Origin of the sequence: Vibrio sp. 10N.286.49.B3 (assembly GCF_002873395.1) — a bacterium.
Lineage (GTDB): Bacteria > Pseudomonadota > Gammaproteobacteria > Enterobacterales > Vibrionaceae > Vibrio.
Window position 1 is genome coordinate 18,929 of sequence record NZ_MCUV01000011.1, and the last position, 23,616, is coordinate 42,544.

Genomic DNA, 23,616 nt, shown 5'->3' on the forward strand with positions numbered 1-23,616 from the left:
AAGACTCGCGACGAAAGCGGTTAACGCATTTAACTAGCACCCTACAGGTTACATCGTAACGTCACATTCAAGTTTATAATAGATATTAATGGAAAATTTCGACCGTACAGCAGAAGATTGGGAAGCTATTTATAAACAAAGTCGTCTATCAGTATTCCCTTACCTGAAAGACTTAAATAGCGGTGAAGTCCACTACTTTAACCCTAAACTGAAAGCGCTTCAAAAAGAGCAGTTTGACGCATACACAACTATTCAGTAACAATGTTATCGCTCTATCAGTGGCTCTAATAATTAACAAACTTTCAGAAAAAGCCCTCATTGACTATTAGGGCGTTATCATGTGGTAAATCTATCAATAGTATCTCGTCTTTCTGTGCCATTTTTATTGTAAAATCAGGGCTACAAATATGAATCTGCTTTAATATAAAAATCTAACTCGGAGGAATAATGAACTGCCCCCCTCTATATTTACGCCTAGAAACCACCTAGTAATACGTAATAAAACAGAGCGTCACCCTACTTTATGGTGTGACGACAGAAAACGAGATCCTCTATCGAAAAGAGTTTGAACCACTTTCCAATGAAATGACTCAATTTCGCTTTATTCCCGTGGTTTCCAACGATAAAAATGGCAGGTCAACCATGGTTACGTGACTAACGTGATGGCAAACATTAACAATATTCATCAAACAGCATCACAAACAATCTCTGATCCCTTACTTTGCTTTATCTCAAGAGTCCTATAGCCAATTAATGGTTCAATAAGCCCTCCCTAATTGGCGACTATAACTACCTATTTAAGATTTTCGATCTTTCTTGTGGCTCTTCCCAATCATTAGGCTTTTTGAAGGTTATTAGATTACAAAATAAATAAAACAATCTTAGGATGCTCATTAATATAAAGTACTAAAAAACCTGATCTAATAATAAGCTCGTCTCTGTTTGTACTATACCGTCAATAGAGCGAATTTTACTAAGAACTCCACTAAGCAGGGACAAATGTGCGGCTTCTACATTAGCAATTAAATCCCACTGCCCATTTGTATGATAAACAGACTTCACTTCACTTAGACCTTGCAAGTTCTTAAGTACTGTCGCCTCTTTCTTAGCTTCAACAGCAACGCTCATAATGACCTGTACACCTGAGTTATCATGAGGCAACTTAACTGTGTAACCTAAAATAGTGTTATTTTTTTCCAACTTCTCTATTCGATTCTGCACAGTTGCTCGTGATACACCTAAAATTTTAGCTAGACTAACCATAGGTGTACGTGCATTGCTTCTCAGTTGTGCTAAGAGCCTCTTGTCTAATTCGTCCATTACCTTTAACTCCATAGGTTACTCGCCATACACACTCTGCCACTCTTTCCATGCAAAACGATAGACACACCTAGCAAAATGCTAAATTTTAATGAAAATTTGTACATTATATCTACTTTTTGTTAGCAGTGAAGCTCAGTATTATTTTTATACGCACAAACTTAACCATAATCGGAGCTGCACATGACCCTATTTGTAGATATTAATGCCCTAAGCAACCTAGTACGAATTCAAGGTATCGAAACCTTTATGACTGGTCTTTTAAACTATATGGAACAAGATTTCTGTCGCTGGACAAGCTTTGATAAATCACCGCGTACGGCTGCACATAGTCAGGTAGGGGTGATTGAGTTAATGCCAGTAGCCGATGATGTTAACTTTGGCTTTAAGTATGTAAATGGTCATCCATCAAACCCTAAACAAGGTTTATCAACCGTGATGGCCTTTGGCGCACTATCAAATGTAGCTACTGGCTTTCCACGCCTCATCAGTGAAATGACTATAGCTACAGCGATTAGAACTGCTGTTACTTCCGTTATGGCAGCAAAAGCTTTAGCCAATCCAAATTCAAGCCATATGGGAATGATCGGCTGTGGTGCTCAAAGTGAGTTTCAGGCCATTGCCTTTCACACTTTACTAGGGATTAAGACATTAACTATTTTTGATATCGACGATAAAGCAATGGATAAACTCGCTAAACACCTTGCTGCTTATCCCGATCTTACAGTGGTTAAAGCTCCTTCGGCTAAAGCTTGTGTTGCAGATGCTGATATAATCACTACTGTCACAGCTGATAAAGCTTATGCGACAATACTAACTTCAGATATGATAAAGTCTGGCATTCACATAAATGCTGTTGGCGGTGATTGTCCAGGAAAAACAGAATTAGACATCGAAGTCGTGTTACAGGCTAAAATATTTGTTGAGCATGAGCCGCAAACACGCGTTGAAGGTGAAATACAACAGTTACCGCTGGAACACCAAGTACACCCATTATGGCAAGTCATCAATAGCAATAAAAATGGGCGTGATAATATTGAGCAAATCACACTATTTGACTCTGTAGGATTTGCTCTCGAAGATCTATCTGTTCTACGCTATATCTACGATATGGCTATTGAGATAGGCATTGGAGAGACAATAGATCTTATACCAAATATGAACAACCCTAAGGATCTATTTGGTATGATGAAATCACTGACTCCGCTTTCAGCAAGTGAAAACGCCGCCTAATTTATTCGCACTGCATTGCTATTCATCGAGCCTTTTGACGAGGCAATTAGGGTTGCAATGCAGTAACAACTTGTTGACAAAACTTCGTTGTCGCAACAGGCAAAACCCTTCCTCTAAGCTGCACAACATGCAAGTGTCCTCCTTGTCGAGAACCTCTATCTAGTGGTACAGCTATCAGTCCCATAGCAGCTAGATTATCAGGTAACCCAATCGATAACTGGAAACTAATGCAATTCTCATATACACAATAGTGGCGTAGAAACTCAAAGCTATCTGAACAAACATAAGGGGTTAGCTTATAAAACGACTTATGGGCATCTAAATGCATGATTCGACTTATCCCTGTGCGCCTATCAGGCATTGCCAAAGGATAATCTAAGCAATCGCTCATTTTTACTTTATCGTAGTTTGCTAATGTGTGCCCATCACGCATGAGTGCATATATATCTTGATGCTGACTATGCAGTGTATCTATTCCTGTCATTGAGTATGGCTCAAAAACAATCGCAATGTCAGCATCTAACTCATGCAAAGACGTTTCTGCATCCTGGCTATCTCGGCGATAAACTGTAAAGGTAACATCAGGATAGCGCTCCCGATAGCAAGCTATCTGCTTAGGTAGAAAAGTGGTTAGCAATGCTTGGCTTGCAGCAATTTTTATATGCCCACGTCTCTCGCCAGAAAGGTCTGCTAATTGACTTTTAAAACATTCAAACTCATTAATTTGAGTCTTAGCATAATTATAAAAATATTGACCTGCTGTCGACAGCCTTACTCCACGAGCCTCTCGCTCAAATAATGCAACACCAAGAGCCTGCTCCAAAGCTAATACTCGCCTATTCAATGCAGTAGGGCTAATAGCTAGCGTCTCTGCTGCCCCCAAAATTGAGCCTACTTTTACTATCGCATCAAAATAATGAAAATCCTGCAGCTGCTTTAACATCCTTGTTCACTCTTTAATTATTAGTTAACATTAAACTAATTAAGTTTTTCAGTACCTTAAGTAACATTCACTCTAGCAAAAGCAAACACAGAACGGAAGCTGTGCATTTTTTGCATACCAGATGTGAAAACATAACGTTACTCACAAACACTATGCTGGGATAACCTAGTAATCAATGTTTGTCTTAGACAATTAATCGTACACATTGCTGACAATGGAGGTCTACAATGACGAGAGAAAAGCTACTGGATCCACAAAATATCCCTGATCCAGTTCATCAAAACCAATACACTAGTTTATTATCAACGCGTTTTTTAACCTTTTTTATTCCATCATTATTTGGCGCACTGATTTTTCTTACACCAATAAAAAATGACATCGGTTATACACTACTTTTAGCGACCTTGATTGAAGTAATTAATGGACTCCTAAGTCCTATAGTAATGGAGTTCATTGTCCTTATTTCAGTCTTACCAACCCTACTTTACCCTTTGTCTTTGCTATCAAAGCAAGTGCGCAATAATGATCACCCTATTGCTAAAATTCTATTTCCTGAGTTTAGGTGGGTTTTAGTTCGTGCATTAGGTGGGCTTATTATATTAATGGTCTATTTTGACTTTGGTCCAGAATGGATCTCGCACACCAATACTGGTGGTCTATTACTCAACGATGTTGCGCCTGTAATGTTTGGTTGCTACCTTATCAGCGCTTTATTACTTCCACTATTAACACACTTTGGCCTCGCCGACTTCACTGGAGTCATGATAAGTAAACTCTTTAACAAAGCATTTAACCTGCCAGGTCGTGCTGCTATTGATGCTTTGACATCTTGGGTATCAGCCTCCAGCGTTGGGGTAATAATGACTGCGACTCAATACCGCAACGGTGGGTACAGCAAACGTGAAGCTGCAATTGTAGCAACTAACTTCTCAATTGTTTCAATCACTTTCGCCTATGTGATCTTAAAGTTCGTTCATTTAGAAGCTCACTTTATAACATGGTACGCCTGTGTTCTGGCATGTGGTGTTGTTTGTGCGATGATTGTTTCCCGCCTTCCACCATTACGCATGATAGACAACACATTAATTAACGGAGAGCTTAAAGATCCTGCGGATAATGGGATTGATTACCAAGGTTCATTACTTCACACAGCCACTGAGCATGGAATGACGCGTGCAGAAAAAGCAGGCTCTCTTAAAACTATGCTCACTGATGCTATTTATTTTGTTATCGATACAACAATCACAGTTATCCCTGCAATGATGCTCTTTGGTGGTCTTGGTCTGTCATTAATCGAGTTTACTAATATTTTAGATGTCGTTTCTGTTCCACTCGTGCCTTACCTTAAATTACTTGGGATTCCAGAAGCTAGCGCTGCTGCTGCAGCTATCTGTAGTGGCTTTATCGATATACTAATGCCAGTTATTGTAGGTTCCAGTATTGAAAGTGAAATAACTCGCTTTGTTATCGCAGGAGTAGCTGTTAATCAGTTAGTATTTATGAATGAAATAGCAGTATTAATGCTTAAAGCAAAGATAGGTTTATCTATCACAAAAATTGCGGTGTTATGGCTATTACGCGTATTAATTTCTATCCCATTTATGGCATTTTGTGCCCACATGTTGTTTTAGTGAGAAAAGTATGAAAAAGAAATTTATTGAAGGAAATCCAGCCCTTATCGTCATTGATGTTCAAGGTAAACTATTTATTGAGCGTGAACGTCCAATTCCTAATATGGAACGTTATGATGAGCGAAAGGCATTAGCTGGAGATCTCATTAAGCAAGCACGTGCCTGCAATATTCCCGTAATATTTATTCAAGAGGTCCATCGTGATAACTTAGTAGATTTTGGTCGTGAGCTAGATGGTTCCGAAGATATCCATTGTCTAGAAAGCAATCCTAATACTGAAATATGCGCTGAAGAAATTGATTTTCGCCCAGATGACTATCTAATTAAAAAACGCCGTTACTCTGCTTTCTTTGGCACTGACTTAGAAATCCTACTGAAGGGGCTCAAGGTAGATACCTTACTCCTTTGTGGTTGTTTAACCGATGTCTGTGTTCATTATACGTTTGTTGATGGCCATCAAATGGACTACTACTGCCGTGTTGTTGAAGATTGTGTTGCTGGCTCTTCACTAAAAGCTCATGAAGGAGCTCTCGAAGCAATGGAATACTTACAAACAGGTGCTGTAGCAACTATAGAGAAGGCAACTCAAGAGATGCAATTATTCGCGTCAAATCAGGTTCAATCAGCCAGCTAATAAGTCATTTATAAACTTTAAACGCATTGCCAGGCCATTAAAGATACTTTTTGGCTTGGCATTTTTTGTTAGAAAGTACGCTATTAATCAACACAATGAAAAATCACCGTTTTAATACTCTCGCCTATAACAAACTATGATAATTGTTTAATTGACACTTTTAGTACTAAAGTTTTCTTATCCATGACTAAATAATGCGTCGGTCATGGAAAAATAAGCGAATTGTATGTTTTAGCTCTAAGCGATACGGGCAAAACAGATAAACATGGCACAAAGAAAATCGAGTACTTTTATATAATGAAAAAATTAAACCTTATCTTTACCGCTCTCACTCTTACTTTGCTAATGGGCTGCTCCTCAACCTCAGCAATCGATACCAATAAAACAAGGAGCTATGCCAAGTCGCATACTCTTGCTGGCCAAGCTTCTTGGTATGGCAAACAATACCATGGAAAACTAACTGCTAGTGGTGAGCGATATAATATGAATGCCTATACTGCCGCGCATAAAACCTTGCCCTTTGGGACTATCGTGAAGGTTACAAACACTGCCAATAAGAAATCTGTCAATGTGAAAATAAATGACCGTGGACCCTTTGTTAAAGGGCGAGTCATTGACCTCTCACACAAATCCTTTAAGCAAATAGCCAGTATCAAACAAGGGTTACAGCCTGTAAAAATTGAGATCATTGATGATAGTAATACTTTTAGATATAAGCACTAGTCTCAAGTAACTAACGCTTAAACATTCGCTGTTTTTTTATAGAGCAGATTAAACGATATTGTAGACTTAATATAGGTAAGTAAAAAACCCTCAGCAATGCAGGTTACTGAGGGTTAAATAAGGTTAAATTTGGTTGATAAGTTGTCGCCATCCACCGTAATGCGTTACATCTTCAGCACCTTTTATGCCAATAGGTTCACAAATAAAGCCTTTTACCCACTTTCCACTTTCAAGTTCAATACTTCCTAAACCTAATGGATGAGGGATATTAGCTAAAAACTGCCCCACATAATTGGTTGGCAGAGACCAGATTTCTACAGAGATCTGAGCGCCATTTTCTTCATCCCTAATTAAACCAGGTCTAAATGGAGCGCTGCCAGCAAGTTTAAATAAACGATAGCTATTCGATGTTTTAGTGACCTGTTTTAATGTTCCACCCAACTCTACTAGCTGATAGTTAAGTGGTAAACCCTCCATGTGGGCACCACAAACCATGATATCAGTACAATTAATTTGAGAGCTAATCCCAGTACTTCCTAAGGGTAATGCACTGTGACGATCCCACTCTGATGCTAACGATAACAGCTGGTCATCACAAAATGCAGGAGCAAATAGAGTAACGCCAAATGGTAGCCCCTTAGAGTCAAAATCTGCAGGAACTGCTACTGCACTAAAATCTAACAAGTTCATAAAGTTAGTATAATAACCTAAGTTGCTATTAAGACGAATTGGCTCTGCATTAACTTCATCAATAGTATAGATAGTGCCTACCGTTGGAGTTAAGACGACATCAACAGACTGCATTAATTTATCACATTGAACTTTGAACTCTTGCAGTTTATAAATCGCTTTAAAAGTATCAGCCGCTGTTAAGCCTTCAGCGCCACCAATAATATCTTGTATTACTGGCAAACATACTTCAGGCGTTGCTTTAAAGAAATCCTCAATCGCCACGTAGCGCTCTGCAACCCAAGGACCTTGATACAATAGTGTTGCTGCTTCAAGAAACGGAGATAAATCAAATGGAACAAGCTCAGCCCCAAGTGACGCCATTTTACGTGCTGACTGTTGATAAAGCGCTGAATATTCCTCGTTGCCAAAGAAGGCTAACTGCTCAGTACTTGGAATACCAATGCGTAAACCTGAAAATGTTGACGCACCAAGCTCACAAGGTTCTGGCTTCTTTCGCGCATAACAATCTTGCTCATCATACTGCCCAGCAATGGAGTAAAGGAGCGGGAGATCTTGTGCAGATTTAGTAAAGATGCTTACACAATCAAGGCTTCGGCACGCTGGTATGACACCAGTACAGCTCAGCATTCCTTTTGATGCTTTAAAACCATATAAGTTATTAAAAGCGGCAGGCACACGTCCTGACCCTGCTGTATCAGTGCCAAGGGAAAACATAACCTGATCGGTTGCTACACTGACGGCACTACCAGAGCTTGAACCACCTGAAATATAGTCTGCATCAAAACTATTTTTAGTCTCACCAAAACTACTACGTGTGCCAACAAGTCCAGTAGCAAACTGATCTAAATTAGTTTTACCTAACGGCACTGCGCCAGCTGCAATAAGTAGCTCAACGACAAATGCCGATGATTCAGGAGTATAACGAAAATCTTCACATGCTCCAGTTGTCGGTAATAGCTCAAAATCGATATTATCTTTGATCGCAAACGGCACACCGAACAGAGGCAGTGACTCTATATTTTTTGATAACAGGCTTTCAATATACATATCTATTTGCTGCTCAGAGATAGTGCTTATCCAAGCATTAAGGTCATCATTCTGAACTTGAACCCATTTAGCTTTCAGATAAGTGGCAACATCAATATCACCACTTTTATAGCTTTTAATCAGTTGGCTAATTGTCATTGGTGTCGTCAAGCTATCAAACTTTGTTTGTGATGTTTTCATGGTCGTCAATCCTTGCTTATCCATGTCTATTACTCCTGCTCTACAACTAGAAGCGGTTGGCCAGCTTTTACTTGAGACCCTGAAGGCTGACAAATTGAATGCACTTTGCCTGAAACGCTCGATACCACTTCAAGTTCCATTTTCATCGCTTCTAGGATCATCAATATATCGCCCTCTTTTACACTCTGACCAGGCTCAACCAGTGTTTGCCAAATATTACCAGCGACGTGACTTTCAATCGCTTCTTGTCCCTCTTGTAGTTCTAGTACCTGATCGGACTCATCACTTATATCTTCAGCGACGAAATTAGCCTGACCTGATTCTTCCCAACGTTTACGCTCAGCTTCAAAAGCCGTTTGCTGGCGATGACGACAGATGGCAATGTCTTCTGCATGCTCATCAACTAAAGATTGATAATCCGCTAATGAAAAAGTGGTTTCCTCGATCTTAACTGGGTATTGACCACGAGGGTGCTTTTCTCGAATGTCCAACAGTTCATCCGCGCTAACTTCATAAAATTTGATTTGATCAAAAAAGCGTAATAGCCATGGCTTAGTGAACGCCTGTGTCTGGCGATAGCGATTCCACATTTGTAGCGTACGGCCAACGAACTGATAACCACCAGGACCTTCCATTCCATATACGCACATATACGCGCCACCAATACCAACGGCATTTTCTGGTGTCCACGTACGAGCAGGATTGTACTTTGTCGTGACTAGTCTATGACGGGGATCCATCGGTGTTGCAACTGGAGCACCAAGATAAACATCACCTAGCCCCATTACAAGATAGCTTGCATCAAAAACAATTTTCTTAACATCATCAACAGAATCAAGGCCATTAATACGGCGGATAAACTCTATATTATCTGGGCACCACGGCGCATCTTTTCGTACTACTTCATTATATTTTTTGATGGCTAAGCGTGTCGCCTCATCATCCCAAGAGAGTGGTAAATGAACAACTCGTGCAGGTACGGTTAACTCATCAATACTTCCTAAATCTGCTTCCAGTGACTCTAATAAATCAAGCAGATCGTGACGCGGTAACTTAAGGTTGTCATAATGAATTTGAAGAGAGCGAATGCCAGGCGTTAATTCTTCAATGCCTTCAACCGCTAAGCTTTCAAGTTTGAGCATTAATGCATGGGCTCTAAAGCGAAGTCGGATATCAAGTACCTGAGGACCATACTCAACTAATAAGTAATCTTCACCGCTAGGTCGATAAACTACTTGTTCACCAAACTTATCTGCTGGAAGGCTTTTAATAATTGGCGAAGTTATCGGTGCTGATTCAAGATCCATAGGGGCTATAGCAACTGCTTGAATTTGATTTAATTGCTCTCGCTCAGCAAGTTCTGCACTTTCTATTGATACCGGAACAAAATTGACTTTATCACCAGCTTTCAATTGACCCATTTTCCATAAATCGGCTTTAATGATCGTTGCAGGGCAAACAAAACCGCCAAGGCTAGGTCCATCAGGTCCTAAGATAACTGGCATATCCCCTGTAAAATCTATCGTACCAACAGCATAGGCATTATCATGAATATTAGAAGGATGTAGGCCAGCTTCACCACCATCAGTTCTCGCCCAGTCTGGTTTTGGTCCAATTAAACGCACACCCGTTCGGCTAGAGTTAAAATGTACTTTCCATTCAGCGTCAAAAAATGCACTTATATCATTATCCGTAAAAAAGTCCGGTGCGCCATGGGGACCATATATGACTCGAATTTGCCATTCATCTTTTAAATCAGGAAGAGATAAAGCTTGAGGAATTTGCACATTGCTATCATGACCTTTGATTAGGTGTAGAACATCACCTGCCACTAATGTTCTCCCAGCATGACCACCAAATTGCCCTAATGTAAATGTTGATTTACTTCCTAGGTAATCTGGACAATCAATACCGCCTTCAATGGCAAGGTAACTACGTGCACCAGCGCCAGTGATCTTGCCTAATTTAAGGATTTGTCCTTTTGTGACTTTAACAATCTGACCAACAATAAGGGGTTTACCATCTAGGTTTGCGTCAATCGTAGCACCAGTAATAACAATATTCTTATCAACATTAAACTTTAACGTTGGTCCTGATACGATAATCTCTAAGCCTGCACAATCAGAGCTGTTATTGAGAAGTTGATTAGCTAATTGGAAGTTTAAAGGATCCATTGGTCCAGAAGGTGGGACACCAATATTCCAATAGCCCTTGCGACCAGGATAATCTTGAATGGTCGTTTGTATGCCACCACTCAGAACATCAATTGTTGTTGGTTGATAAATAAAGTCATTCAGGGAGCGAGTTAACACCTCTCCACTCTGAACCAGTGGACTAACAAGCAGTTGCTTTAAATAGCTTTGATTATGCTCTATGCCATAAATTGATGTTTTCTCTAATGCCTCTAGTAAGCCGCTTATTGCTTTTTCTCTATCATCACCATGGACAATAATTTTTGCCAGCATAGGATCAAAAAATGGGGATACTTCAACACCAGACTCTATCCAATGTTCGACTCTTAAACCTTTAACATTCGCCCACTCCACATGGCTAAGTAAACCCGCGCATGGCTGGAAATTTTTATTCGCATCTTCTGCATACAAACGTACCTGAATAGCATGACCATTAGGTGATAAATTCGCACTAACTTCATGTAAGTCTAAGGTGTCTTCCCCTAGCTTAATCATCCATTCAACCAGATCGACATCAAATATTTCTTCTGTTACACCGTGTTCAACTTGAAGGCGTGTGTTAACTTCTAAAAAGTAAAATTGCTCTGTTTGATTATCTAAAACAAATTCAACGGTACCAGCATTGCGATAATTCACCTGCTTCGCCAAATCAATGGCTGTTTTCTGTAATGCCGATCGTGTCTCTTGTGACAGGTTTGGTGCAGGTGTTTCTTCAATTACTTTTTGATTACGGCGCTGAGCTGAGCAATCGCGCTCACCAAGAGCGGTAACGTAACCTTCACCATTACCAAAAATTTGCACTTCAATATGACGTGCTTGTTGAATAAATTTCTCTAAAAACACACCACTGTTACTAAAGTTGTTTTCACTCAACCTTTTAACTGAGTCAAAAGCATCATTTAGCTCTTTTGGACTATGGCAACACTCCATACCAATACCACCACCACCGGCGGTACTCTTCAGCATAACCGGGTACCCTATTTGCTCTGCCTGATCTAATGCTTCTGCTTTATCTGTCAGTAGTTTGGTGCCTGGAAGTAGAGGAACATTGGCATTTTCTGCGATTTCTCTTGCTGAATGTTTAAGACCAAATGTATTCATTTGCTCTGGTGTTGGACCTAAAAAGACTAAGCCTGCTTGTTCACAGCGTTTTACAAAGTCAGGGTTCTCACTTAAAAATCCGTAGCCTGGGTGAACGGCTTGAGCACCTGTTTGCAAGGCAATCGCAATGACTTTATCAATATCAAGGTAGGTATCTTTTGCTCCGCCAGCACCTAATGAGTAGGCTTCGCTTGCTTGTGAAACATGCAGGCTATCTGAATCAGCATCACTATAAACAGCTACGCTAAGAATGTTCATTTTATTTAACGTTCTGATCACGCGGCATGCAATCGCGCCACGGTTAGCAATCAGTACTTTACTAAACCCTTTTTGTTCTGTTGGTGTTTTTTCTTTTGTTGTTCGAGTCGACATAGTTCTATCCGTGGATCCGGGTCGTCCCGGTGGAAAATTGAGCACTATCAGGGTCGTCCCTGGCTCTTAGTTCAGTGATAGGCGCAATTTAGTTCCAGACTAAGATATCAACAGGTGTTGGGTTATACGCATTACATGGGTTATTTAATTGAGGGCAGTTTGAAACTAAAGCAATGACATCCATATGAGCTTTTAATTCAACATATTTACCAGGAGCACTAATCCCATCTTCAAAGGTCAATCCACCTTCTTGTGTTACTGGGACATTCATAAAGAAATTGATGTTATGAGTAATATCACGCTTAGACATACCAAACTGCTCATTTTCAGCAACGGCAAGTAACCAGCTATCTCGGCAAGAGTGCATACACTTTTTATCAATGGCATAGCGCACTGTATTACTTTCCGTCGCACAAGCCCCACCTAATGTGTCATGGCGGCCACAGGTATCAGCAACGATCTCTAACATCACATTACCTTGATTTGATAGGATTTGTGTGCCACTCGTTAAGTACACATTACCTTGCTCACGAATAGTATCAATTGCACTATAACGCTCAGTTGGATCTTCTGCGCTATAGAACAAGGTATCAGCAGCTTGGTTACCTTCAGTATCAAGAATACGCATCGTTTGGCCTTTTTTAATCACCTTCATGTAGTAATCGCCAGCAAGGACAGTATCGCGGCGTACAGCCAATTCTTCTTTTAATGCACTTTCTACAATCATCATTCTCTCCTTAACCTGTATACGAACCGTTTTCCGCTAAGTAGCGACGATTATTTTCAAATCCACGTTGATTTTCTGGTCGTGAATTTAGACAAGTATCATCACTGCCTAATGGCTCAGAGGTGAAAACGCTAACCCCTACTGGCTTAAATGGGTAAGCTTTTGCTGGGTTCATCGGGTGTGGGCAAGTTGACATAACAACTAACGTGTCCATTTCAAAGCGAAGTTCTATGATATCGCCAGCCTTGCTGTGATCAGTTTGATAAGCTAGATTGCCATCTTGATCAGTAGCTACTTTACTAAACAAGTTTATATTCGCTGCAAGATCGCGCTTTCCTAATCCGTATTTCGCGATTTCTACTAATAATGCATCGTGACCATTTTGTTTCCACGCATTTCGATCACTCTGATAGTCACGCTCTCCCCATTTTGCCGCAACTTTTGCCTTATTAGTTACACCACACACAGTGTCAATCCAATCTGTATCATCACGCGTAATCGAGGCAAATACTCTCCCCATATCTGAATATAAGCAGTGACCATGTGATAGCTTAAATGTGTGCTGGCACTTTAAGGTATCTGGCGCGTTATAACGTTCGAGCAAATTATCTGGGTTATAAAATAGTGCACTTAGGTTCGCACCACCTTCAATATCGATAAATCGTACAACATGCCCTTTTGGCACTTTCATTGACCAATGAGCTGCACCTGGCAATACATCGGTCATAAGCGGTTCTTTATGTGAAAGCATATATATTCCTTATGCAGTTTTCTTTTGTAATAATTCCGGAAAAAATTCTGAATTGGTCGACTTGTCTATATCAATATCAAAGGTAATCTGAGCGCCATATCGTTCTGGAGCTTGCTCATCAATACGGACATGATCAAATACCCATAACCTATTTCCGAGGTAAAAACCTTCACTCAAATCATGAGTGATCATAAATACCGTCAACTTCTGCTCTTTCCATAATGTTTGAATTAGCTGATGCATATCTTTACGGATACCAGGATCAAGCGCACCGAATGGCTCATCAAGAAGAAGAATTCGTGGTTTTTTAATCAAAGATTGTGCGATTGAAAGCCTCTGACGCATACCACCCGATAGCTCATGGGGGTACTTATGCATCGCTGACTCTAAGCCAACTTGCTGAAGCATTAACATTGCTGCTTGTTTTGCTTTGACCTTGTGTTCACCAAATTGCCTCCCCAACAAAGCACTAGCCATGCCCCCTGCTTCGAATTCGTAACCAAGCATAACGTTCTGAAGTGCTGTCAAATGAGGGAAAACCGAATATTTCTGGAACACAATTCCGCGTTCAGAGCTTGGCTCACCATCAAGAGGTTTTCCATCAAGCAGGATCTCACCACGTGATGCTGTTTCCGTTCCCAACAACATATTTAAGAAAGTCGTTTTACCACATCCAGAAGCGCCAACAATACTAACGAAGTCCCCTTCTTGTACCGTTTGGTTAATCTTCTCTAAAACGATATTGTTGCCATACTCTTTCCACAATTGCTTAACCTGAATGATCGGTGGGTTATCCATTTCCCTCTCCTTGTGCTTGGTGATACCAAGGGCTTAACTTTTGTGATAGGACTTTTAATAACCAATCCATGCTATATGCCAAGATCGTGATCCAAAAAACGTACGGCAAAATCACATCCATTGATAGATAACGACGTACCAAAAAGATTCGATAACCTAATCCTTCTGTCGCAACAATAGCTTCAGCGGCGATTAAGAATAACCATGCACTACCAAGAGTGAGACGAACGGCTTCAATGAGTCGTGGTAAAATTTGTGGCAAGATCACGCGAACAATTATTTGCCAGCTATTACCACCTAAGGTCTGCGCTTTAATTAATTGCTCATCTGGTAAGCTTCTTACGCGTAACTGAATATCACGAATAATCATTGGGCATATACCAATAACGATAAGTACGACTTTTGACAGTTCACCAAGGCCAAAGGTAATGAACAAAATAGGTAAAATTGCCATAGGAGGAATTAATGACATCGCTGTAACGACAGGAGATAGTGTTGATCGCACCATAGGTATCATGCCGGTTGCAATTCCGATAGTTAAGCCAAATAAAGCGCTAACCCCAACGCCAATAAACAAACGAGTCAAACTTGCTAGCGTATCAACCCATAGTAAGTATTCACCAGTGCGGCGACTTGGAGTAAAAGCCATTCGGTCTATTGCATCAAAAAAACTACTAAATGCTGGTAATAGCTTATCGGCAGGGTTAATTGCTAACCTAGCATCTGATGCTACAACGTAAGCTGCAATCAAAATGATAAATGGCAATACACCAAGCATTAATCGCCCATATCGCGACGGATGCTTATTAATTATTTTTGTCATACTAACTCCAACAACAATGACATTTACAAATGTGTCTACAACTTGCCTTCAGCAGCCATTGACATATATTCCGCAGTAAAACGTAATTTGATGTTATTGGAATCGCCATATACACCCGCAGGCGTTTCAATGCCTATAAACGTTGCATCTGGTGCTCCTTCACCTAATAGCCCATGCTCAAATGAGAATTCACTGACTTTTTGCATTGTGGTCGTGAGTTTTGGACTTTGGGTAAATTCAACAGCATCAATAGCTTGATAGAATAGGTTGGTTGCTGCTAATTGTGCATTGTAACCAGCAAGATCTGTTCCTGAGCTTTGTGCCATATAAGACTTAGCTTCATCCCCTTGCTCTTCTGATTGCATGATTGACATAATTTCATACCATGCCCCAGTTAATGCCTTACCTAAATTCGGGTTCGCTTGAAGCGTGTCGGTATTAACGACAAGGAGATCGATAATTTCACCTGGAATATCCGCAGAGCTAAAGACTAAAGCACTATCTGGTTGTTTTTTTATTTCACTTAAAAGAGGATTCCAAGTCACAACAGAAGTGACATCTGGAGTAGTAAAGGCAGAAACAAGATCAGCATCAGAAGTATTCACAACACGTACATCACGCTCAGAAAGGCCGACACTTTCCAAACCGCGCGCCATTAAATAATGAGAGACGCTTAATTCAACAAGGTTAATATTGTGACCTTTTAAATCACTTAAATCAGAGAAACCTTTCAGAACGATACCATCATTGCCGTTTGAAAAATCACCGACAATGAGTGCGGTTGAGTCGACACCGCTCGCAGCAGGGATTGTTAATACATCCATATTGGTCATAACGGTTGCATCAAACTGACCTACGGTGTACTGATTTATTGATTCAATATAATCATTAACTTGAATTATATTGATGTCGATATCGTACTTTTCTGCCCATTTATCAACGATGCCTGCATAATCTGCATAGTCCCATGGCATCCAACCTACATAGATTGACCAAGCAAGAGTAAATTGTTGTTTATCGTCTGCCAAAGCAGTAGAGGAAATAAAAGGGGTAGCCACAACACCAATCGACGCTGCAAGAGTTATGAGTTGTTTCTTTAAGGAGTGTTTCATTGGAATATCCTCATCCATGGATCACAATTTGAGTTAGCACAAGAGACATAACCAAATATCATTGGTTGATCTCCCGGGCTTTTATCCCTCCGTGTGACCTCAGATGAGGTTGACAACTCTCGGTCCAGACATTGCCTACGCAACCGGAACCCTAGATGTCTATTTTTGTGCAAGCAATAATCGGTCAGATACCGAGCCATGCTCTTACGCTATAACTTTCCCATAATTAAGCAATTGGTATGCCAGAATAAATTAACATTTAATAACAGTCACTTATAATAATCAACGCGATAAACACAAAACTGTTTTCACCAATTCAGTGCACTCCATGCCCTAAATTGGACATTATATAAAACAACTAAATTACGCATTAAGTTTTACTGACTCGTTCCTATAATTACGTTCTTTATCAATCATAAAAAATACGCCCTGAACCACACTTTTAGCTTGCTACTATTCCTCTTATCAATAAAGAATGTTATTTATTACCGCTTGTTTTGAATGACAATAATACAAAAGGCAATTTCAATGAAAAAACAACTTATCACAGCAGCTCTACTTATGTCTGCATCCTCAATGGTAAGTGCCGGTGTGCAGTTTTCTAACCCAGGTAACAAATTGGGCGAGCCAGCAAACTATCAGCAATATGACAATATTCTTGCTGCTTCTGAGCTACAAATTTCAGATCCTGAAGGTAAAAAAGGCAACAAAGATTACTTTGGACTTGATAACAATTATGCTGACATCGTTAATGAAAACTTCTACGTCGACAAATCGACAGAAGCACTTGTTTTCAAAATGAAAAATGACCACCTTCGCAATGAGTTACGTGTACAAAAGAACTTCCGTACTGATTTGCCAAATGAGTTTTACAAGTTAAGTTCAAGCGTTGAAATCATCAACCCAGAACTGTCTATGAAAAACTCTGACTCTAAGCAAGATGAAATCACGTTCTTACAGCTACATAACAAAGGCTTAGATGACCAAGGAACTCATAACGTTCCTCATCCATTATTACGCATTGTATGGAAACGAGATAACAATGGTGTACAAGGTCACTACTGGGCAATCGTGAAAAACAACGCAGTAATCTGTAAGGGCTTATTCGGTCAAAAGACTAAAGACAAAGAAATGTGTCGCTCAAATGTCGCTTATTCTCAGTTTGATTTAGGCAAAGCACCAACTGGTGAATTCACTGACATTGATATCACAGCAGGTAACAAAATCTTAGCGATCGATGTTAACGGTGAACGTAAACTTGAGAAAGACATTGATTACTGGCGCCACCTATTAAGCTTCTACAAAGTTGGTGTCTACAACCAGTTCACTAATGGCGAAAGTGAAGCGCACTTTAACAAGCTAGAATACACTGAAATAAAGAAGTAAACAACTCGCAGTAATGACACTTCAAGTGAATTAAGTTAATAACATAGACTCAAGTGAACAATTGCCATTGTCGCTTGAGTCTTTTCGTTAAAATACACAATAACTCTGTTAGCAGATATATACAGGATTAATATTAGAGAGTAGTGTTGCGTAATATGTAGACCAAAGGAATGTTCGATGTTTACCCTATTAGACGGCGGTATGGGCCGTGAATTAAAGCGTATGGGAGCGCCATTCTCTCAACCTTTGTGGAGCGCTCAGTCGCTTATTGAGTCCCCACAATTTGTTCAACAGGCACATCAAAGCTTTATTGATGCTGGGTGTGACGTTGTCACTGTAAATAGCTACGCTTGTGTGCCTTTCCATCTAGGTCATGAACTTTATAAGAGCGATGGCAAAGCACTCGCGACCAAAGCGGCTAAGTTAGCTCGTGAGGTTGCAGATAAAAATGGTAATGTGAAAGTAGCAGGGGCATTACCTCCAGCATTAGGGTCATATCGACCAGACTTGTTCAATGCTGAGCAAGCAAGACCAATTATTGATGATCTGATTTGCGCTCAAGCACCTTTTATTGATTTATGGATAGTCGAAACAATAAGCTCAATTGCAGAATTTGAACTTGTTCGTGAAATGCTCGCACAATCGAAGTTGCCGGTTTACTATGCTTTTACTCTGAAAGATGAACTCTCCTCAACACCGAAACTGCGCTCTGGTGAAGAGATTAGCTCTCTAGCAAAGATCGTATGTCAATCTAATGCTCGCGCCATACTCTTCAATTGCTCTCGCCCTGAAGTGATGAACGATGCGGTATCAACATCTAAAAATATCTTCAGCAAACAAAACAAAGAAATAAAAATTGGCGTTTATGCAAATGGCTTTACACCCATACAAGATGACCATCTCGCCAATGATGGGTTATCTGCTATTCGAGATGACCTGTCCCCGACTCAATACACCGCATTTGTAAAACAGTGGATAAACTCTGGCGCTTCTATCATTGGAGGTTGCTGTGGCATCCATCCAGAACATATTTATGCACTTGATTGTTTCAGAGAATCTTCTGAAGATAAGTAAAACATCTGATGTTTAACCTAATGCAAAATTTATATATCGTGTGCACAAGCTAATAGTGTACAAGAAATGAGCATTGTGAATAAATATGAGTGCTAGATCAATAAATGTGCTTAATACAACTTGTTACAGTCTACGATTCTGTTAAAATTTTCACGAACCTTCTTAAGCCGAGGTTCATTTAACCAACTGACGTTGTTAGTGAATAAACATTGTTCACCATTATGCCATAAGTCTTCATATAGGATGACTTATGGCTTTTTTATATCAGGAACCGATCGGCATAAAGCGCATAGTTTGATGAAAATACCGTCACACCTTGCTGTTCTACTAAGGCTTTCTGCTTAAAAAACGGAGCAAACTTCTTAACTCCTGCTTCTTTGGCTAAGCGATTCGCCGCAACCACAGCCCCATCAAAAATACCCACCCCTTGCATAGAATCACCACTACCATAAGCTAAATATGTGCTGTTGGGGTTATTAACCAAAACGCTGTCTAACGATATAGCAAGATCCGTATATTCAACCGCAGGGCTCTCCCAAGACGTTAATGAGCAACTAATACTAGATGGTGATAATGGTAAAACATGCATTTAATACGCCTCTATCCTTAACTTTCAATCTGTACGTTTATACAGTGGTTTTATAAGGGTATATGATGATCCATTAATTAGTCAACCAAAGACCTTAAGCACAACAATTAACTGACAGGTTTAACTTATTGTTTACTTGTGCCATTCTGAAGATAACGCACAAGAAACGTGCATATCAAAATAAAGGTGTAGAGGTAAGCGCATGGACAGTAATACTCCAAAACTCTCGTTAAGGACAATTGAAGCAAAGGATTATCCGCAGTTGGCAGAGCTGATGGACATGATTTTTCCAGATGTAGGTGGTGCCTGGCCTCGAAGTACCATTATTGACCTTATCCATCAATTTCCAGATGGGCAAATATGCATCGTCGACAATGAGAAAATTATCGGTGCAGCACTCACTATTAAGGTCGATTATAATCGCTTTTCACTACCCCACTTCTATACCGATATCATCTCTGAACAAAATGTCATCCAAAACCAACGCTCTGGTGATGCCATGTATGGTTTGGATGTTTTTGTTCACCCGGATTATCGTGGTTTACGCTTAGGTCGCCGACTCTATGATGCACGTAAAGATCTGTGTAAAAACAAAAATTTCAAAGCAATATTAGCTGGCGGGCGTATTCCCAATTACCATAAATACGCTGATAAGATGTCGGTTCCAGAATATATAGATCAAATAAAACGCCGAAAACTGCATGATCCTATTTTGTCTTTTCAGCTCGCCAATGATTTCGATGTAAAGCGTTTAATGCGCAACTATTTACCAGAAGATGAATCATCTAAAGGCTATGCAACATTGCTTGAATGGGATAATTTTTTCTATGAAGAAGATATTGAGTCAGTGCATGATATTGAGAAAACTCTGGTTAGAATCGGTGTTATTCAATGGCAAATGCGTGCGATGCGTGATCTTAATGATTTAATGGATCAAGCTGAATTCTTCGTCACATCATTATCAAGTTACAAAGCCGATTTCGCTCTCTTCCCCGAGTTTTTCAACGCACCATTGATGGGATTACAATCAGGTCAAAACTCCGTTGAAGCCATCCGTTTCTTAGCCAGTTTTAGTGAAGAGATTAAACTCCGTTTTTCCCAGATGGCAGTAACCTACAACATCAACATCATAGCTGGTAGTGTGCCAGTATTTGAAGGTGACAAGCTCTATAATGTCTCTTACTTATTGCATCGAGATGGACAAATCGATGAGCAATACAAAGTACACATCACTCCGCATGAAGAGAAAGATTGGGTTATCGACGGTGGAGACAAAGTTAAAGTATTTGATACGGATGCTGGCCGGGTTGGGATCTTAATATGCTATGACAGTGAGTTTCCTGAGCTTGGTCGCATGATGGCTGAACAAGATGTACAGATCATCTTTGTACCTTTCTGGACAGACACAAAAAATGGTTATCAACGTGTAAGAATTTGCTCACAAGCCAGAGCCATTGAAAACGAATGTTACGTCGCGATTGGTGGTAGTGTTGGTAACCTACCTAGAGTGGATAATGTTGATATTCAATACGCACAATCGGCAGTATTCTCCCCTTCTGATATCTACTTCCCACATGATGCAACACTCACTGAAGCCAATGCCAATACTGAGATGATCATATTTGCGGATGTTGATTTAACTAAACTTAAGCAGTTAAACACTGAAGGTTCTGTTACCAACTTAAAACACCGCCGTACTGACATTTATGGCACGTTTATCAAGCCAGATACAAACAAAAAAGAGTGAGTAGAATGGCTTAAAACAAAAACACCCAAAGCTAAGCTGAGGGTGTTTTTTTATATCTTGATTACTCTCATTAATGAGTAAAAACTACTTATGAAAGTTGCCTAGCATACGGCTCATTGTGCCGTCTTTATCAATAAATTGATGCTTAACAGCACCGGCAACATGCAAAAATAAGATAAGTAGAATCGCATTAACCGCGCCGGTATGGATAGTATGAGCAATAGAACCAAGCCACTCAATTTCATCGCCACCTCTCGCTACTATCACTTGGCCAAACACAGCAAGACCATGTCCACCACTTATACTCATCACGATTCCAGATATTGGCATCGCAAGCGTTGCTAGTAACAATAGGTGATGAATTGATGTTGCTAAGATTGATTGAATCCGAGTTAATGTAGCAATACTAGTAATGCTGCCCTCTTTGAATCGCCAAAATAATCTAATTAACGCTACAACAAAAACAAGCGAGCCAAAAGATTTGTGTAATCCAATTATCTCGCCTTTCTCTGGACCTTTAGGTAAGTAATCAAAATACAAACCCAAACATAAAGCTAAGATAAAAGTAAGCCCTGTTAACCAATGCAACAGTATTGTGGTTTTCGATAAATTATTGTCCATTTTTTATAAATATCCCTACTGTATTAAAACATTCCCCAATACCTGCAATGCTAACAGGTATACAAGTATTTTTTATATCATCCGATAAATAGTGGTGTGATGAATTGTTGCAATAATCATTCTCTTTTGCAGTGCACAAAAGCACAGTTTAGACACAAAATCATCCACTACGCATAAAGAAAAAAATTAATATTTTATCGTTTTCATTTTCAAAGTCTTATGAAGAATATAAAGGGAAATGAGTAGGTAACACAACAAACTCTATTTACTTAGCGCGCTAAGCAAGTAAAATGGTTAGCATACTAGCTATTTTACTCAGCAAACATGATAGTAGCCCCCAAACAAAGTCAGCAATAAGTGAAGAACAATATGTGCCAAAGCATTGAGCAATTAAGTGAAATATCACTCGCAGAGAAATTAGGTCGCTCACACCGATTATGGCGAACAGCCGTAGACCATGAGCTATCACCCTTAGGATTAACCTACCCACGCTGGAGCGCACTGTGGAAATTATTTCGCCTGGGCGACAAGGTGAGTCAAAAAGTGCTGGCTAATGCCCTAGAAATTGAACTGCCATCCTTAATGCGCACCTTAGGTCAACTAGAACAGCAAGGATTAATTGAACGCCATTGTTGCAGCGAAGATAAACGCGCCAGAATTGTTTGCATGACCGCAGAGGGGAAAACGCTATTAAAGCAAGTTGAGCGACGAGTTATCGATATTCGTAAAGAGTTACTTGCAGGTATTAATCATGCTGAATTGAATCAATTAGAACGTATCGTCACTTTAATTAGTAATAATGCGACAGACAAACTAGCACAACAAAAAATCTTAAATATCAATGAGAAGTAAGATGACATCAGATCAAGAATTTGCACGCATAATCAAAATAGCAATACTCGGATTTATACTGTTATTTGGCTATTTTATATTTGCAGACACGGCTCTACCATTAACACCTCAAGCGATGGCAACACGCACGGTCACAAAAATAACGCCGCAAATTAGTGGGAAAATAAATACTATTGCCGTAACAAATAACCAACTGGTAAGTAAAGGTGATCTACTTTTTGAACTCGATTCAACCCCCTATCAACTCGCGCTAACAGAAGCACAACTCGCGCTAGAGCAAGTGCAACAAAACAATGCGGAATTAGATGCTTCACTATTAGCAGCGAAAGCGAATGTAGAGGCAAGCAGAACAACTGCACAACAAAAACGTAAGGAAGCTAAACGCCTTGATACCTTATATACAATTAATGGGGTATCACTACAACAGCGCGATCAAGCCGATAGCGATGCAGATAGCGCTAAAGCAAATCTATCAGCAAATAAAGCACAGCTAGAAAAACTGAAGGTAAGTCGTGGTATTTACGGTGATAACAACCTAAATATCCGCCAAGCTCAAAATCATTTAGCACAGGCAGAATTAAACCTTTCCTATACCCAAATCCATGCAGACCAAGATGGAATTATAACTAATTTACAACTTGAGGTAGGAAGCTTCGCTAACGCTGGCCAACCACTACTGGCACAGGTATCGGATAAAGTCGATATTATTGCTGATTTTCGTGAAAAAACGATACAGGGCATTGATCTATCTACAAAAGCACTAATCGCCTTTGATGGTGATCCCGGTCGTTTATATAGCGCACAAGTAAGCAGCGTTGATGCAGGTGTGAGTGCTGGTCAATTTAATGCCAATGGTCAATTGGCAACACCGCAAGAGTCTGACCGCTGGGTACGTGACGCACAGCGTTTACGAGTACACCTAGCATTGAATACAGATGCTGTAAATAGCTTAGCTACGGGGGGGCGCGCAACAGTACAACTTATTCCAGAAAGCCGTGTACTTGCTTTGCTGGCTCATATGCAAATCAAAGTGATCAGTCTACTGCACTACATTTATTAGCTGTAAA

At 40.0% G+C, this 23,616-nt stretch carries 20 protein-coding genes, 1 pseudogene and 1 riboswitch; of the genes and pseudogenes, 10 read left to right on the forward strand and 11 right to left on the reverse strand.

Going from position 1 to position 23,616, the window contains the following annotated elements:
• Window positions 1-88: 88 nt before the first annotated feature.
• Complete coding sequence (locus tag BCU68_RS16915) at window positions 89-259, forward strand: hypothetical protein (RefSeq protein ID WP_157935167.1); 171 nt, start codon at window positions 89-91, stop codon at window positions 257-259.
• A gap of 647 nt (window positions 260-906) precedes the next feature.
• Here BCU68_RS16915 and BCU68_RS05940 read toward each other — a convergent pair.
• Complete coding sequence (locus BCU68_RS05940; RefSeq protein WP_102563973.1) at window positions 907-1,320, reverse strand: Lrp/AsnC family transcriptional regulator; 414 nt, start codon at window positions 1,318-1,320, stop codon at window positions 907-909.
• Window positions 1,321-1,503: 183 nt separating this feature from the next.
• Here BCU68_RS05940 and BCU68_RS05945 point away from each other — a divergent pair, with 183 nt between their 5' ends.
• Window positions 1,504-2,553: an ornithine cyclodeaminase gene (locus tag BCU68_RS05945; RefSeq protein ID WP_102563878.1), complete on the forward strand. Its 1,050-nt coding sequence runs from the start codon at window positions 1,504-1,506 to the stop codon at window positions 2,551-2,553.
• A 46-nt stretch (window positions 2,554-2,599) separates the two neighbouring features.
• On the opposite strand, the gene BCU68_RS05950 is transcribed toward BCU68_RS05945, so the two are convergent.
• A complete protein-coding gene (locus BCU68_RS05950; RefSeq protein WP_102563879.1) occupies window positions 2,600-3,496 on the reverse strand; it encodes a LysR family transcriptional regulator in 897 nt (298 codons plus the stop codon).
• Between the two features lie 227 nt (window positions 3,497-3,723).
• Here BCU68_RS05950 and BCU68_RS05955 point away from each other — a divergent pair, with 227 nt between their 5' ends.
• The 3 genes from BCU68_RS05955 (at window position 3,724) to BCU68_RS05965 (ending at window position 6,484) form a co-directional block, all read left to right on the forward strand.
• Window positions 3,724-5,127, forward strand: coding sequence for a nucleoside recognition domain-containing protein (locus tag BCU68_RS05955; protein WP_102563880.1), 1,404 nt, complete (start codon window positions 3,724-3,726; stop codon window positions 5,125-5,127).
• 10 nt (window positions 5,128-5,137) lie between these two features.
• Window positions 5,138-5,761, forward strand: a complete 624-nt coding sequence (locus tag BCU68_RS05960) for an isochorismatase family cysteine hydrolase (protein ID WP_102563881.1) — start codon at window positions 5,138-5,140, stop codon at window positions 5,759-5,761.
• A gap of 297 nt (window positions 5,762-6,058) precedes the next feature.
• On the forward strand, window positions 6,059-6,484 hold the full coding sequence (locus BCU68_RS05965) for a septal ring lytic transglycosylase RlpA family protein (RefSeq protein WP_102563974.1): 426 nt from the start codon (window positions 6,059-6,061) through the stop codon (window positions 6,482-6,484).
• 123 nt (window positions 6,485-6,607) lie between these two features.
• Here the strand turns inward: BCU68_RS05965 and atzF are convergent, their stop codons facing one another.
• The 7 genes from atzF to BCU68_RS06000 form a co-directional block, all read right to left on the reverse strand.
• Window positions 6,608-8,428: an allophanate hydrolase gene (gene atzF / locus BCU68_RS05970; RefSeq protein ID WP_241901282.1), complete on the reverse strand. Its 1,821-nt coding sequence runs from the start codon at window positions 8,426-8,428 to the stop codon at window positions 6,608-6,610.
• 5 nt (window positions 8,429-8,433) lie between these two features.
• Window positions 8,434-12,069, reverse strand: coding sequence for an urea carboxylase (uca, locus tag BCU68_RS05975; RefSeq protein WP_102563882.1), 3,636 nt, complete (start codon window positions 12,067-12,069; stop codon window positions 8,434-8,436).
• An 88-nt stretch (window positions 12,070-12,157) separates the two neighbouring features.
• Window positions 12,158-12,799 (reverse strand): urea amidolyase associated protein UAAP2, encoded by a 642-nt coding sequence (locus BCU68_RS05980; RefSeq protein WP_241901283.1) that lies wholly within the window; start codon window positions 12,797-12,799, stop codon window positions 12,158-12,160.
• Window positions 12,800-12,806: 7 nt separating this feature from the next.
• On the reverse strand, window positions 12,807-13,547 hold the full coding sequence (locus BCU68_RS05985) for an urea amidolyase associated protein UAAP1 (protein ID WP_102563884.1): 741 nt from the start codon (window positions 13,545-13,547) through the stop codon (window positions 12,807-12,809).
• Between the two features lie 9 nt (window positions 13,548-13,556).
• Window positions 13,557-14,345, reverse strand: coding sequence for an ABC transporter ATP-binding protein (locus BCU68_RS05990; RefSeq protein ID WP_102563885.1), 789 nt, complete (start codon window positions 14,343-14,345; stop codon window positions 13,557-13,559).
• A complete protein-coding gene (locus BCU68_RS05995) occupies window positions 14,338-15,168 on the reverse strand; it encodes an ABC transporter permease (protein WP_102563886.1) in 831 nt (276 codons plus the stop codon). Before BCU68_RS05995 ends, BCU68_RS05990 begins: the two co-directional genes overlap by 8 nt.
• A 35-nt stretch (window positions 15,169-15,203) precedes the next feature.
• On the reverse strand, window positions 15,204-16,280 hold the full coding sequence (locus BCU68_RS06000) for a putative urea ABC transporter substrate-binding protein (RefSeq protein WP_102563976.1): 1,077 nt from the start codon (window positions 16,278-16,280) through the stop codon (window positions 15,204-15,206).
• A 68-nt stretch (window positions 16,281-16,348) separates the two neighbouring features.
• Window positions 16,349-16,446, reverse strand: a riboswitch (guanidine-I (ykkC/yxkD leader).
• A 362-nt stretch (window positions 16,447-16,808) separates the two neighbouring features.
• Between BCU68_RS06000 and BCU68_RS06005 the strand changes: the two genes are divergently transcribed.
• Complete coding sequence (locus BCU68_RS06005) at window positions 16,809-17,666, forward strand: polysaccharide lyase family 7 protein (RefSeq protein WP_102563887.1); 858 nt, start codon at window positions 16,809-16,811, stop codon at window positions 17,664-17,666.
• A gap of 177 nt (window positions 17,667-17,843) precedes the next feature.
• Window positions 17,844-18,740, forward strand: coding sequence for a homocysteine S-methyltransferase family protein (locus BCU68_RS06010; protein WP_102563888.1), 897 nt, complete (start codon window positions 17,844-17,846; stop codon window positions 18,738-18,740).
• 274 nt (window positions 18,741-19,014) lie between these two features.
• On the opposite strand, the pseudogene BCU68_RS17030 reads toward BCU68_RS06010, so the two are convergent.
• Window positions 19,015-19,152, reverse strand: a pseudogene (locus tag BCU68_RS17030) (DNA polymerase V subunit UmuC); the annotation flags it as partial.
• 379 nt (window positions 19,153-19,531) lie between these two features.
• Between BCU68_RS17030 and BCU68_RS06020 the strand changes: the two are divergent.
• On the forward strand, window positions 19,532-21,076 hold the full coding sequence (locus BCU68_RS06020) for a bifunctional GNAT family N-acetyltransferase/carbon-nitrogen hydrolase family protein (protein ID WP_102563889.1): 1,545 nt from the start codon (window positions 19,532-19,534) through the stop codon (window positions 21,074-21,076).
• An 84-nt stretch (window positions 21,077-21,160) separates the two neighbouring features.
• Here the strand turns inward: BCU68_RS06020 and BCU68_RS06025 are convergent, their stop codons facing one another.
• Window positions 21,161-21,697: a cytochrome b gene (locus tag BCU68_RS06025; RefSeq protein WP_102563890.1), complete on the reverse strand. Its 537-nt coding sequence runs from the start codon at window positions 21,695-21,697 to the stop codon at window positions 21,161-21,163.
• A 369-nt stretch (window positions 21,698-22,066) separates the two neighbouring features.
• Between BCU68_RS06025 and slyA the strand changes: the two genes are divergently transcribed.
• The gene (gene slyA / locus BCU68_RS06030) at window positions 22,067-22,549 is read left to right on the forward strand and encodes a transcriptional regulator SlyA (protein ID WP_102563891.1); all 483 of its coding nucleotides are present in this window, start codon (window positions 22,067-22,069) and stop codon (window positions 22,547-22,549) included.
• 1 nt (window position 22,550) lies between these two features.
• Window positions 22,551-23,609, forward strand: coding sequence for an HlyD family secretion protein (locus BCU68_RS06035; protein ID WP_102563892.1), 1,059 nt, complete (start codon window positions 22,551-22,553; stop codon window positions 23,607-23,609).
• The last annotated feature ends 7 nt before the right edge of the window (window positions 23,610-23,616 follow it).